Source organism: Paenibacillus amylolyticus (assembly GCF_001570725.1).
Classification (GTDB): Bacteria; Bacillota; Bacilli; order Paenibacillales; family Paenibacillaceae; genus Paenibacillus; species Paenibacillus amylolyticus_A.
This window is the reverse complement of the sequence record NZ_BCNV01000001.1, coordinates 3790052-3803840: the sequence shown is the minus strand read 5'-3', so window position 1 is coordinate 3803840 and position 13789 is coordinate 3790052. Positions and strand designations below refer to the sequence as shown.

Sequence of the window (13789 nt, the reverse complement as noted above, 5' to 3'; positions counted from 1 at the left end):
ACGAAGAAGAAGGAGTGATAACGGATGGTGAAGAGAAGGAATTATGTAATAGTCTGTGCGGCACTGGCGATGATGGTGGCCTTGAGTGCTTGCAGCAGTGCGGCAGACGAACCGACAGGTGATACGGAGAAGGTGGACACTGAAGTTTCCTCCGGAACTGTTGAACAAGCGACTAATGAAGGTACAAGCGAAGCAGCAACAAGTGGAGTGACCGAAACGGAAGGTACGACTGCGCCAGCCGACTCGGATTCAGATCGTGGTGAGGAAGCCATTGCTGGAACCAATGAGTTGCCAGAGAACTTGCCAAGTGACTTCCCACTACCGGAAGATGCAACGATTCGTTTAGCCAATTCCGGTGAGAATGAAGGAAAGCAATCAGCCATGGTGATTTTCTCGACTGAACAAGATATGAAAACCGTATCCCAGCTGTATAAAGATTACTTCAACGCCAAAAAGTTAACGGATGCGGGTCAGACGATCGATGACAAAAATATTATCATTCAGGGAACCGATCCGGAGACGCAGGATGTCTGGTCCTTAATTGGAGGAACATTGGCGGGACAGGAAGGCGTCATTGAACTGACGTTGACCTGGACAGAATCATAAGCAGAAGATAAGGGCTATTGTTCTTTCCTGGTTTTTTCTTCCTAAAATAACGAGTGAACGCCATAATACCTTGCATACGGAGCCGCATTATTGCTGCACCGCTGCAAGGTATTTTTATTTCGAACTGGAAACCTGACAGGTTACATGGTATGTTATATCATTAGAATAGAGTAATAGACAACTATAGAAGAAGACAGGAGAGGATTGAACATGATTAGAGTGGGTATTGTTGGTTACGGTAACTTGGGTAAAGGTGTAGAGAAAGCCATTTCCCAGAACGAGGATCTGGAACTGATTGCTGTGTTTACACGTCGTAATCCGGAGCAGATGGTCGCTGAAAGCACAGAAGTACGTTTTGAGCATATCTCTGCAGCGGAGCAATACATAGGCAAGATTGATGTTATGATCCTCTGTGGTGGTTCTGCAACCGACCTTCCAGAGCAGACACCAGCCATCGCCAAGTTGTTCAATACGGTAGACAGCTTCGATACACATGCGAAGATTCCTGAATTCTACAAAGAAGTGAATGCTGCGGCAGAGCAAGGCGGTCACGTAAGTGTCATTTCCACAGGTTGGGACCCAGGCTTGTTCTCCATGAACCGTCTTCTTGCACAGTCCATCCTGCCAGAAGGAAAAGAGTACACGTTCTGGGGCAAAGGTGTGAGCCAAGGCCACTCGGATGCGATTCGTCGTGTTCCAGGCGTTAAGGCAGGTGTACAATATACTGTACCTGTTGAAGAGGTGATCAACCGCATTCGTACAGGGGAGACACCAGAGCTGTCTACACGCGAGAAACATCTGCGTCAATGTTATGTGGTAGCAGAAGATGGTGCTAATCAGGATGAGATCCGTGAGACGATTGTGTCGATGCCTAACTACTTTGCAGATTACGATACAACGGTAACGTTCATTACCGAAGAAGAATTGAAATCCGAGCATGAAGGTATGCCTCATGGTGGATTTGTAATTCGCAGTGGGGTTACAGGTAACGGTCAAAAGCAAATTATTGAATTTGGTCTGAAACTCGACAGCAATCCTGAATTTACAGCGAGCGTACTTGTGGCGTATGCCAGAGCCGCACAACGCTTGAGCGTGGAAGGACATAAGGGAGCGAAGACGGTATTTGATATTCCGCTCGGTCACTTGTCTCCGAAATCGGCTGAAGATCTTCGCCGCGACTTGTTATAATTCCGCTTCATTCCTGTAGTTTCAATAACAAACAGCTCGTCCTTGGATGTTTAGGACGAGCTGTTTTTTTGCTGTTGCTGTATTCGATTCATATATCTTATGAATGAATTAGCAAGGTACATTCCGGTTTGTATTCCTGCTCTTGCTCTTGCCGAGACGGCACCCTACATCCAGTGTGAGGGGATGTTTAAATGATCTGGCAACTTGGTATTCAGATTACCTTTGGCTGCATTAATCTGCGATTGCGTCAGGAAGATGCCACCTCTCAGGTCTGCATCGCCCAGATCCGTATCCCGCAAGTCTGCGCCAATCCAATCCGCATTTCGTGTATCTGCATTTCGGAGGTCGGCCGCGATCATTAATGCTCCCCGGAAGCTTGCGCCCCGCAGGTCAGCTCCCTTTAAGTTGGCACCAAAAAAGTCACTTCCCGTACGTTTTTTAGATTTCTTCGACTTCCCTTGTCCATGAGCGCTGGGTGGCACATTGGCACGTACCATTTCACTTGCCTGAACCAGGAGTTGATTCACAGTGGACCGATAGTCGGCGATGTCCAGACGGAGAAGGGACGCAGGCTCCAGATTGCTCAAGCGCTCGATCTCCTCGTATAGCTCACCGAATGCCGAGTGAAGTGATGACGTTTCCGGTCTCATCATCATTTCCTTCATATAACTGAGCAACTCGTGAAGTTGTCGCAAGGCAGGCAGACAATCGAACATCTCGTTTGCAGACTCCGGATGATCCCGCCAATCTTTGCCCGCGTAGGTCACTTGGGACAGCTTCTGTCCAGCTCCGAAACAGTCGTATACCGTACAGCCTTTGAACCCTTTCTGCCGAAGCTGGGTATGGATACCACAGCGATTGTCCGTGCGCAGATTGGGGCAGGGTGTGCCGCTGGCTTTTTCAAAAGCAAAGTCGGATGACTTGCCATAGGGCAAGGCAACACAGCACAGGCCAAAACATTGCTCGCAGTCTGCGCTCAGATGAGGACTCACAGTGCTGGCAAATGGTTGGTTAGACAATGTAAACACTTCCTTATAATAGTACAAAATAATAGTACAAATAGATGAAATTACGTCAGTACCACTTTACCATTGCCCTGGGATTAGATCAATTGATAACAAGGAAAAAAGGGCGTTCCCCAAGTTAATAGGAACGCCCTTTGATCGTGGAGAAACCTACCGTTATTCAGGTATCTCTCCATATTATTCTGTATTTAACTTAAACTACACCTTGAGCGATCATGGAATCCGCTACCTTGAGGAAACCGGCGATATTCGCTCCCGCTACGAGGTTGCCTTCACAGCCATACTCTTCAGCAGCTTCTACACAGCTGGTGTAGATGTTCTTCATGATGTCATGCAGCTTCGCGTCTACTTCTTCAAATGACCAGGACAACCGCATGCTGTTCTGTGACATTTCAAGAGCAGACACGGCTACACCGCCGGCATTAGCCGCTTTGGCTGGACCGAACAGCACGCCTGCGCCGTGGAAGACGTCAATGGCAGCCAGAGTGGAAGGCATATTAGCGCCTTCGCCAATGGCCTTCACGCCACCTTTGACCAGAAGGGCCGCAGCTTCTTCATCGATCTCGTTTTGCGTCGCACATGGAAGAGCGATATCACAAGGAATAGACCAGATACCTTCACAGCCTTCAGTATATGTAGCATGCGGGTGTTCTTTGATGTATTCGCTGATGCGCAGACGATCAACCTCTTTCAGACGTTTCACGGTATCCAGGTTGATGCCTTGTGGATCGTATATGTAGCCACCTGAGTCACTACACGCCACGACTGTAGCTCCAAGCTCCTGTGCCTTCTGAATGGCATAGATGGATACATTACCAGAGCCAGAGACAACGACTGTGCTGTCCTTGAAGCTGAGCCCTTTGGATTGCAGCATCTCCTTCACGAAGTACACACAGCCGAAGCCAGTCGCTTCCTTACGTGCCAAGCTTCCTCCGTACAGCAGCCCTTTACCTGTCAATACGCCTGCCTCATGCCCGCCATGGATACGTTTGTATTGGCCGAACATGTAACCGATTTCCCTTGCGCCTACACCAATGTCACCTGCCGGTACATCCGTATCGGAGCCGATATATTTGTACAGTTCTGTCATGAAGCTTTGCGTGAAACGCATCACTTCCAGATCTGATTTTCCTTTGGGATCGAAGTCAGAACCACCTTTACCACCGCCAATAGGCAGTCCGGTCAAAGCATTTTTGAAGATCTGTTCGAAGCCGAGGAACTTGATAATGCCCGAGTATACGGAAGGGTGGAAGCGAAGTCCGCCTTTGTAAGGACCAATGGCACTGTTGAACTGTACCCGGAATCCACGGTTAACCTGAACTTTGCCCTGATCATCTACCCATGGAACACGGAATGTGATTACACGTTCAGGTTCGACAAGCTGTTCCAGCAAACTATGGTTCTTGTATTTGGGATGTGCTTCAATGACAGGAATAAGGGAATCCAGGATTTCTTTGACAGCCTGATGGAACTCATCTTCGTGCGGATTTCTGGCGACAACCGACTCGTAAACGGAATGAACATATTCTGCGGCAGTAACTTGAGCTGACTCTGTAGTTTCTTTTGTTATCGTGGACACTTTTTCAATGCACTCCTTTATTGTGTTAAAGTCTGTAGATGCTCATTTGTATAAATTGCATAAAAGTTTGTAGTTAAATATACAGGAAAGCAAATAAAAATACGAGATAGAAATCCATAAAATGTTTTTTATACAGTAATTAAAATGTTCTATGGATCTACCATCTGATGTAAAGAATTCAATTATAAAATGGAAGATATGACCACTAATAATAATAAAACAGCAAGTTAGCCGAATATACTGGATTAATATATTAGTTTTGGTAAGATGGTAAGAAGGTCTCGTATTCAGGGGGCTTTTAACAATAAAAAGGAGGAAAACAAGATGATGAAGAGAAACATGCCAATCAACATGGAGAACAAGGCTTGTATAGGGGGTGAAATCTATTATGAACCATAGGACTTCCCGCCAAAATTGCAGAGAGAAGCTGGTGAGCCAGCTATTTACATTGGGTGAAGAGAAAAGAACATTTCTCGACGCCTATTTTGACGTGCGTGATCCGGAGCGAATACAGTTGGAAAAACAGTTGCTGGCGTATACGCAGTATGTGGAAAAACTGCTCCTCGGTCCTGATGAAGATCTGGACTCGGCTGTATTGATCGGCAGTCATATTGATTTTGAATATATCGATTTTCATACGTCAGATTCGTTCATGATTGTCATGCCAGATGATACGGATCCGGATGAGGGACGTATTTCCTTCCTCTCCCCTGTAGGGAGTCAATTACTGCTTGGCAGTAAAGGGGAAGTGCGGTCTGTTCATACGCCATCAGGCTCGATGCGGATACGCATCACGGGAATTGAGCTGAAGAGCGAAACCATGAACGGGTTGGCCTTAGGGGGTGCAGATCATGCACTTTAAAGAGACGGACTTACCAGGGATTGGACGTAAATACTGGCTGCATACCCGTAGTGGTGAGCACTTGGTTATTGTGATTCATAACGACGAGCGACGTGACCTGTTCCATATGGAATCAGGGGATACGCCTGAGGAACTGGGTGATATGGTATCTCTTGTGACCTTGGACGATGATGAAGCCCGTGCGGTAGCCGCTATCGTCGGTGGTATGACCTACAAACCTCAATTTCAGAATGAACGTGAAGTGATGCTTGAAGGGTTGTTGATTGAATGGCTTCGAATCGAGCCTCACGCGGCAAGCATAGGCATGACAATTGGTGAACTGGATATTCGGCAGTCTACAGGGGCCGTTATTCTGGCTGTTGTAACCAAGGACAGGGAAAAGCAATTTAATCCCGGTCCGGATTACGTTTTTACCTCTGGAGCTACAATTGTGGTTGCCGGTGAACGGGATCAGATCAAACAGCTCAAACAATTGTTGACTGATGGACGGACTTAGCCTATGGATATGCTCATATTCGAAGTGGGAATTGCCGTTGCGCTGATTACACTTACGGGGCTGATATCTTCACGATTACGTTTTTCGGTCATTCCTTTCTATATCCTGATTGGTATGGCTGTAGGACCACATGCACCACAGATCGGTATTGTGGATTTACGTTTTATCGAAAGTTCGACCTTTATTGAATTTATGGGCAGGCTTGGCATTTTGTTTTTGTTATTTTATCTGGGTCTGGAATTCTCGGTCTCCCGTTTATTAAAGTCTGGCAAAGCCATTCTGACCGGGGGTATGTTCTATGTAGGCCTTAATTTTGTCTCAGGACTGCTACTGGGCTGGTTCATGAATCTGCCTCTCCAGGAGACACTCGTTGTCTGTGGCATCATGACCAGTTCTTCTACAGCCATCGTGGCTAAAGTGCTCGTTGATCTGAAACGCACGGCGAACCCGGAGACAGAGATCATCATGGGCATGATCATGTTTGATGATTTGTTCATCGCGATTCATATCTCGATTCTGACCGGACTTGTGCTCAGCGGGGCAACTTCATTCTTAAGTGTCCTGCTGGTGTCCCTATCTGCGTTGCTGTTCATTGTGCTGTTCCTGATCATCGGCAGAAAGTGCATCAAATATATTGATAAGGCATTGAACATTAAGTCTTCGGAGTTGTTTCTGTTAACTGTTATGACACTGCTCTTCCTGGTGGCAGGTTTCTCGGAAACACTTCATGTAGCCGAAGCAATCGGGGCTTTGATGATGGGACTGGTGCTGGGCGAATCAAGACATGTCAGCCGGATTGAGCATCAGATCATGCCTTTCAAAGATTTTTTTGGTGCGATTTTCTTCTTCAGCTTTGGCCTGACCATTGAGCCGTCATCACTTGGCGGAGCTGTGGGCATGACGATTATTGCCGTTATTCTGACGATCGCGAGTAACTATGGTGCAGGCATGATCGCTGGCAGATTGGCTGGAATGAGTCCAAAGGCCTCGTTGAACGTGGGCTTTACCTTGGTCTCCCGAGGCGAATTCTCCATTATCATGGCGAACATCGGCAAGGCCGGAGGACTGATGGCGTCCATCCAATCGTTTGCCGTATTATATGTGTTAATTCTGGCTGTGCTGGGGCCGATCCTGACGAAAGAATCTCCGCGGATCTATGCTCAGTATGAGCGTCTAAGGAAGCGGATGAAACGAAGGGAAACGGGTTAGTCGAACGCTGGCTGTCCTTAGACAGATCGGGAATTCTGACCGTAGTGTTTAATAGGACGTCACACCTTTTGGAGAGAGAAATCACTCCAGGGTGTGGCGTTTTTTTTATTACTGGGAACCCATCCAATACAGCCTTGTTATTATACCTATTTCACCAAATTATGGTATGTATCCATATCTTGTGCGTGGTCGTGAATGTTTAAGTCCACGGGCAGGACTATAGATGTAATTTAGTAGAGAGGGATTGAAAATAAGAAGTTATTATGTAAAATAATGTTATATTTAAATCTAGTAGTTGAACAGAGATTTTACACGAGAACGTAGAGGACAGAAGAGACCTGAAGAAGCGGAGCTAAAAGCTTTCTGGAAGAAAGCTACTTCGTAAGCATGTACTTCGCCTTTATCAACAGATTTTCACCTTTGCAAAATTGATCAAAAAATCTGGGGATAACAGTGATCGGAAGGTTATTCTGTCATCGGAGTGGCAAGTGTAAATATTCTTTTGTTCAACTTATGTTTCAGTGTAACAGAAGGTAGAATGACGAGGAGGAATAGTTGATGAACAAGAAAAGTAGATTTCAACGGTTAAAATGGGCCGGTACAGGGTTGTTGCTCAGTCTCGTATTATTTGCTCTACCTGCATCTGCTGCATGGAATGATACATATCAGGGTTACGCGACGTATACGGGCTCAGGCTACTCGGGAGGTGCGGTGTTGCTTGATCCCATCCCGGCAGACATGAAGATTACTGCACTTAATCCATTCCAGCTCAATTATAACGGTGTCAAAGCCGCTTTGGCGGGAGCCTATCTCGAAGTCCAGGGCCCTAAAGGCAAAACAACCGTCTATGTAACAGACCTCTATCCAGAGGGCGCCAGTGGAGCGCTGGATCTTTCGCCGAATGCCTTTAACCTGATCGGTGACCCCAAGGCAGGCAAAATCAATATCAGCTGGAAAGTGGTCAAAGCGCCAATCCAAGGTAATGTCTCCTATCGGATCAAGGAAGGCAGCAGTCAGTGGTGGGCAGCTATTCAGGTTCGTAATCACAAATATCCGGTGCTGAAGTTCGAAGTGAAACAGAAGGATGGTACGTGGCTCAATCTTGAAAAGCAAGACTATAATCATTTCCTAGGAACCGGACTGGGCAAAGAAAAACTGAACATTCGTATTACCGATATTCGCGGTCAGGTGTTGAATGATACGATCCCGGCTCTGCCTAATGATGGATCGGGTGGTGCATATATCGTACCGGGCAATGTACAATTTCCCGATTGACAGATATATGAAGGTGTTATACAAAGAAGTATGATCATAGACGGTTTATAACGAAAAGTCGTACATTGTACGGCTTTTTTTTGTATACGAAAAGAGGAGAATGTACCGCATGACAAAAAGTTTGCCCTCCTATCAGACAACACATCCCTATTGGAAGCAGTATCAGGTCTTTTTCCCGGAAGAAGTCAGGCTGGACGATATTACAGCGCCTGAAGAAGAATGGTGGGAATCGAATGGGGTTCATCTACATATTGATCGATTACCTGCACCGGAGTCTTCAATCAAAATTCTGTTCATTCATGGTGCGGGAGGCAATGGCAGGTTGCTCGCTCCGTATGCCCGCATGTTACAGCGAAATGGATACGAGGTGGTATCGCCAGATCTTCCACCTTATGGGCTAAGTTACGCACAGCCTGGCACACGTATTAACTATGAACTATGGATTGACCTACTTGTTTCACTCATTGATCGGGAATATAAGAGAGACGGCAAGCCAATCGTCGTATTGGGAAGTAGCATCGGAGGGATGCTTGCCTATCACACCAGTGCTCGCAGCAAGCACGTTAGGGGTTTGATCGCAACTACATTTGTAGACACCAGTAATCCGAAAATGCGCGATCAGCTAGCACCGAATCGTATGGTGAGCCGTGTGGGAAAACGGATGATGGATCTGTTTCCTGGTCTGCTGGATCATGTACATATTTCGGTCAAGCAGGTATCCCGCATGCAACTGATTACGAATAACCAGGACTTAACCCGGCTTATTATGAATGATCCACAAGCGGCAGCCACACGAATTCCGTTGGAACTGTTAAGAACATTCCTTAATAAGGAGCCTGAGGTAAGCCCGGAACAGTTCGGCCGGTGTCCGGTCCTGTTGGTTCACCCTGAACTGGACCCCATGACACCGATCCGGTTCAGCCAATCTTTTTTTGATCGACTGGTGGTGGAAAAGGAATGTGTGATCTTGGAGGGTGCAGGCCATTTCCCTATAGAGCAACCAGGACTTAAGCAGCTGGAGGCGGCGGTGCTACGATTTTTACAGCAGATTCAATGAAGACCAACAGCCTTGAAATTCCTTCGTATAGATCGTTATCATAGCCTGCGTACTTTACGTACCCTCCGTATCCTAAGTACGTAAAACACCTCCCACTAAGGGAGGTGTATTTGAATGTTTTCGATATGAACGGCGCTACCCCCGACCTGAATCTGTGTGATGTCATTAGAGCTGCCCAGCGTTAATCTGGCTCGGATCTCGGAGGGACGGTTCATGGTATACCCTTGTCTGATCGTATACGTATGTTGATGAGGATCTGCGAGTTGGTTGTATTGATATAAATAACAGAGCATTGCACCATTGGATGTGCCCGTTGCACTCTCTTCCGGTATATCATAAAGCGGTGCAAAATTGCGGCATTCTGCCAGAACGTCTGTAGCATCTGATTCGAGTGTGAACACATGATAACCTACGGCATGATGAGCCTTGCATATTTCAGTGATACGCTGGAAGTCAGGGTCGATTTTGGTCAGAACATCAACATCTCTAACGGCTATCAAGATATCGGGTAGACCGGTAGATACGATCTGTACAGGTAGTTCGGAATGCAAATCCTCCATAGAAATACGTAACGAATCGGCAATCTGCTGTCGATCCACGATCTTCCCAAACTCCGGCAACGTCTGAGACAGATAGACTTCTCCATTGACTTCGATAACGACTTTAAGAATTCCCGCCAGTGTCTCCAACGTGTATGTACCAACATCAACGAGCTGCTGTGTCTTCATTAGATAAAATAAAGCAATTGTTGCATGTCCACATAGATCCACTTCATCACTTGGTGTGAAGTAACGCACTTTGAAATCAGCCTGATCCGATGGCATAACAAATGCTGTCTCTGAAAAACCGACTTGTCTGGCAATCTCCTGCATCTGGGATTCAGATAAATGAGTTTCTTGTAGAACAACGCCTGCGGGGTTTCCGCCAAGAACCTTGTCCGAAAATGAATGTAACGTACTTACCTCTACTTCCATCGTGTTACCTCGCTTGTCCAGTTATTGGGTAAAGGTTAAACCTAATCGATAATCGACATTATATCACGGTTCCTGGTCTAAATTGCGTTCTCAACCTGTAGTGATTTCTTGAATGGATAGGTCAAGTGATCGCCGGGAAAGGGTAATGAAGGGAGAGCATAACGATAATCCAATGGAAAGGCTGGGATCTCTAATGAAAGCAATTGTGATTGAGGAATTTGGTGGAGCTGAACAATTGAAAGAACAGGAAGTAGCCAAGCCAGCATGTGGAGTGAATCAGGTGCTAATTCGAACGCATGCCACGTCAGTGAATCCGGTGGACTTCAAAATCAGACAAGGCGATATGAAAGAAGCAGCGGAGAACTTTCCGTTGATTCTGGGCGGTGATGTTGCGGGGACGGTGGCTGAAGCTGGCTCGAATGTCACGCGTTTCAGAGAAGGTGATCGGGTGTTTGCGCGTCCTCGTCAATTCGGAACCTATGCAGAATATGTTGCTGTCGATGCGGACATTATTGCCCGTATACCGGAGAAACTGAGTTTCGAGGAAGCGGCAGCGATCCCGCTGGCGGCGATGACGGCCTGGCAGGCCCTTGTAGATCATGGACGGTTAGCCAAAGGACAGAAGGTACTCATTCATGCTGGCGCAGGTGGAGTGGGAACATATGCCATTCAGATTGCCAAGTCCCTCGGTGCTGAAGTGGCGTCCACGGCGAGTGAATCGAATGAAGCATTGCTTCGCTCGTTGGGCGTGGATCATTTTATCAATTATAAAAAAGAAGATTTCTCGGAGATTCTCTCCGGTTATGATGTTGTACTCGATACGATGGGCGGCGATATTCAGCGCGACAGCTTCAAGGTGCTGAAGTCTGGTGGCCATCTGGTATCCCTGGTGGAACAACCGGATGAGAAGCTTGCCAAGGAGGCCGGAGTAACGGCCAACGTCTTCATGATGGAGCCCAAAGGGGATCAACTGGATCAGCTGGCTGAACTGGCTGCGGAAGGCAAGCTCAAATCGATTATTGATGGAACATACCCGCTAACTCAACAGGGAGTAAGGGAAGCACATGAGAAGAGTGAAACCCATCATACCCGCGGGAAACTCGTTATTCAGGTGCAATAGAATTCATTAGCTCGTAGAAGTATTTTGGCTCAAGGGTCTGATACAGATGGTACCAGGCCTGTAATGTTTCTGGTGCAAAGACATTCAGCCTCTTCAATACATGCATCGTAAATTCTAACGGAGCTATGCCTGATGCAGTAACTACATTTCCATCGGTTACTGCTGGCTCCGTTTTATAATATGTTTCTCCAGTATAATCTGGGCATATCATCTTCAGGTATTCTAAATCATTGCTTGTATGCTGTCTGAAGTCCAGTAAGCCTATTTTTGCAAGTCCAACAGTGGCACCGCAAATCGCCGCAATAACCGTACCTTCTTCTATAGAGACAGCAACTTTTTTTAATAGAGGATCATGGATGGTGTCCATCCAGGTATTCCCTCCTGGAAGAATGATGACATCGTTACTTTTCAATGTACATTCATCAATAGAAATATGAGGAAGGATGTTCAATCCGCCCATGGTAGTTACCGGATGTTTATCTACGCCTACGGTTATGATCTGTAAAGGCTCGACCTCTTTCCTGAAATACCTTCCCGAGTTCAATTCAGCAGTTAAATAACCTACCTCCCAGTCTGACATCGTATCGAATACATATAAATATACGTTCCTCGTTTGCATCATACACTCTCCTTTTGTTATTCATGATTGATTGGATTACTCTCGTATTATAAAAAAACTTCACTGACAACTACGGTCAGTAAAGTTTATAAATTTGATTTTTAACAGATAGGGACTGCTCCCCAATTGTGGTGGAATAAGATATAATAGGAGAAATTTATTCCATTCTGTGCATGAGGTGATTAGGATGTCCAACGAACTCATTCAATTCAATTGTTAAAAGAAAAGAAGTGGGTGGATCTGACCCATACATTTGGACCGGAATCTCCACATTTTTCAGCATTTGATGCTGCACAATTCGATACCCTGTTTGATCACGATCAAGGTTTCTTTGCCCAGAGCTTCAAGTTCCCGGGTCAATACGGGACACATCTTGATGCGCCGATCCATTTTGTTCGGGATACCCGGTATCTGGATGAACTAGGTTTAAAGGAGCTTGTGCTACCGCTTGTGGTCATTGACCAGTCCGCTGAGGTGCAGAATAATCCGGATTTCACACTGGATGTGGAGCATATTATTGAATTCGAAAGAGAGCATGGCGTCATTGAAGCTGGGAGCTTCGTAGCCTTACGTACAGATTGGAGCAAACGCTGGCCTAACCATGAAGCATTTGATAATAAGGATGATGAGGGCAACAGTCATGCACCTGGATGGTCCGTTAGTGCGCTGATGTTTTTATTTGAGGAGAGAAAAGTACAAGCTATTGGGCATGAAACCTTTGACACGGATTCAGCCGTGGATTATCAGAAGAATGGGGCACTTCTCGCAGAATATTATGTACTTGCTCAGGATACATATCAGGTTGAGTTGTTAACAAACCTGGATCAGGTGCCAGCTAAAGGCGCGGTAATCTTCAACATTGTACCGAAGGCGGAGAAAGCATCTGGCTTTCCAGTCCGATCGTTTGCCATTTTGCCGTAAAACGGAGTGGATCAAAAGCTATAAGATAAATCAGGCACAGAACTCAGAATGATACTCAAGTAGACAGCCGGCTAAATAGTCGGCTGTCTTTCAGTTAAACTAACGGGCAGTTTAGTTTAACCAGGTACTTAGATTGAACTGGGCGGTTTTATACAGTGTGAAGAAGTGATTAGCTAATGGAGTTGGCAATGAGCTCAAGCTCGGTTACAACTTCATCAAGCGGCTTCCTGGTATCGATCTCAACAGTAGCTCCAGCACGTAAGAGAGGCTCAACACTAGCGACGTATTGTATAATTTCTTCACGTTGTTCAACCGTTTTTCCATATTCATTCGTCTTACGGGAAGTTATACGTTCAAGGATTACTTCGAGGGGGGCGCTTAACAACACTACTGCATCAAACCTCGGGTAAAACTTCCCCTGATTTGATACACAACCCGAAATGAATAAAGCACCTTCGCTATGTTCAGTGAGCAGCTCATCAATTCGATTCTCGTGCCATAACCACCCAGAACCATCCACATTCTCACTCCAACCATCATAATCGGTGTCGATAATTCTATGCCCCCTATGAGCAAGTTCGCCTAGAACTGTTGATTTGCCTGTACCTGACATTCCTGTCACCAGAATTATCGTCTTCTTTTTTGATATTGAGCCCGAAGTATTTGTCATATTTTCACTCCCTTTATAAGAAAGTCCCTTGGACTACATTAACACAAAAAGGCAATAAACTGGCAACAGGTAAGTTAGCTTATCAGGAACCAAGTCCAGCTAGGATTAGACCTATGGGAAGCATAAATGTGTGCTTTGGTAAACTTATGGGTTAAGTCACAAAACTAACAAATTCTAAATAATTCAAA

14 protein-coding genes are annotated in these 13789 nt (G+C 46.0%); 9 read left to right on the top strand and 5 right to left on the bottom strand.

Annotation, left to right across the window (positions count from 1 at the left end):
• Positions 1 to 24: 24 nt before the first annotated feature.
• Positions 25 to 606 (top strand): hypothetical protein, encoded by a 582-nt coding sequence (locus tag PAHA3_RS16835; RefSeq protein WP_062835727.1) that lies wholly within the window; start codon positions 25 to 27, stop codon positions 604 to 606.
• A gap of 210 nt (positions 607 to 816) precedes the next feature.
• The gene (locus PAHA3_RS16830) at positions 817 to 1794 is read left to right on the top strand and encodes a diaminopimelate dehydrogenase (protein WP_371327920.1); all 978 of its coding nucleotides are present in this window, start codon (positions 817 to 819) and stop codon (positions 1792 to 1794) included.
• Between the two features lie 164 nt (positions 1795 to 1958).
• Here the strand turns inward: PAHA3_RS16830 and PAHA3_RS16825 are convergent, their stop codons facing one another.
• Complete coding sequence (locus PAHA3_RS16825) at positions 1959 to 2813, bottom strand: pentapeptide repeat-containing protein (RefSeq protein ID WP_062835725.1); 855 nt, start codon at positions 2811 to 2813, stop codon at positions 1959 to 1961.
• 199 nt (positions 2814 to 3012) lie between these two features.
• A complete protein-coding gene (gene gdhA, locus PAHA3_RS16820; RefSeq protein ID WP_371327919.1) occupies positions 3013 to 4398 on the bottom strand; it encodes an NADP-specific glutamate dehydrogenase in 1386 nt (461 codons plus the stop codon).
• A 388-nt stretch (positions 4399 to 4786) separates the two neighbouring features.
• Between gdhA and PAHA3_RS16815 the strand changes: the two genes are divergently transcribed.
• The 5 genes from PAHA3_RS16815 (at position 4787) to PAHA3_RS16795 (ending at position 9297) form a co-directional block, all read left to right on the top strand.
• A complete protein-coding gene (locus PAHA3_RS16815; protein WP_062835724.1) occupies positions 4787 to 5260 on the top strand; it encodes a GreA/GreB family elongation factor in 474 nt (157 codons plus the stop codon).
• Positions 5250 to 5756 carry a cation:proton antiporter regulatory subunit gene (locus tag PAHA3_RS16810; protein WP_062835723.1) on the top strand — a complete coding sequence of 169 codons (507 nt, stop codon included), beginning with the start codon at positions 5250 to 5252 and terminating at the stop codon, positions 5754 to 5756. The genes PAHA3_RS16815 and PAHA3_RS16810 overlap by 11 nt, the downstream gene beginning before the upstream one ends.
• Before the next feature lie 3 nt (positions 5757 to 5759).
• Entirely contained in the window at positions 5760 to 6965 is a 1206-nt protein-coding gene (locus PAHA3_RS16805; protein WP_062835722.1) for a cation:proton antiporter, read from the top strand.
• A gap of 558 nt (positions 6966 to 7523) precedes the next feature.
• Positions 7524 to 8240, top strand: coding sequence for an expansin EXLX1 family cellulose-binding protein (locus tag PAHA3_RS16800; RefSeq protein ID WP_062835721.1), 717 nt, complete (start codon positions 7524 to 7526; stop codon positions 8238 to 8240).
• Positions 8241 to 8349: 109 nt separating this feature from the next.
• Positions 8350 to 9297: an alpha/beta hydrolase gene (locus PAHA3_RS16795; protein WP_062835720.1), complete on the top strand. Its 948-nt coding sequence runs from the start codon at positions 8350 to 8352 to the stop codon at positions 9295 to 9297.
• Between the two features lie 95 nt (positions 9298 to 9392).
• Here the strand turns inward: PAHA3_RS16795 and PAHA3_RS16790 are convergent, their stop codons facing one another.
• Positions 9393 to 10271: a PhzF family phenazine biosynthesis protein gene (locus tag PAHA3_RS16790; protein ID WP_062835719.1), complete on the bottom strand. Its 879-nt coding sequence runs from the start codon at positions 10269 to 10271 to the stop codon at positions 9393 to 9395.
• A gap of 193 nt (positions 10272 to 10464) precedes the next feature.
• On the opposite strand from PAHA3_RS16790, the gene PAHA3_RS16785 reads away from it, so the two are divergent.
• A complete protein-coding gene (locus PAHA3_RS16785) occupies positions 10465 to 11391 on the top strand; it encodes an NADP-dependent oxidoreductase (RefSeq protein ID WP_062836148.1) in 927 nt (308 codons plus the stop codon).
• Here the strand turns inward: PAHA3_RS16785 and PAHA3_RS16780 are convergent.
• Positions 11375 to 12010, bottom strand: a complete 636-nt coding sequence (locus PAHA3_RS16780; protein WP_062835718.1) for a type 1 glutamine amidotransferase family protein — start codon at positions 12008 to 12010, stop codon at positions 11375 to 11377. The two genes, PAHA3_RS16785 and PAHA3_RS16780, sit on opposite strands and share 17 nt — an antisense overlap.
• 213 nt (positions 12011 to 12223) lie before the next feature.
• On the opposite strand from PAHA3_RS16780, the gene PAHA3_RS16775 reads away from it, so the two are divergent.
• Positions 12224 to 12931, top strand: a complete 708-nt coding sequence (locus PAHA3_RS16775) for a cyclase family protein (protein ID WP_235599455.1) — start codon at positions 12224 to 12226, stop codon at positions 12929 to 12931.
• A 169-nt stretch (positions 12932 to 13100) separates the two neighbouring features.
• Here PAHA3_RS16775 and PAHA3_RS16770 read toward each other — a convergent pair whose 3' ends face one another.
• Complete coding sequence (locus PAHA3_RS16770) at positions 13101 to 13601, bottom strand: AAA family ATPase (protein ID WP_201028082.1); 501 nt, start codon at positions 13599 to 13601, stop codon at positions 13101 to 13103.
• Positions 13602 to 13789 lie beyond the last annotated feature (188 nt).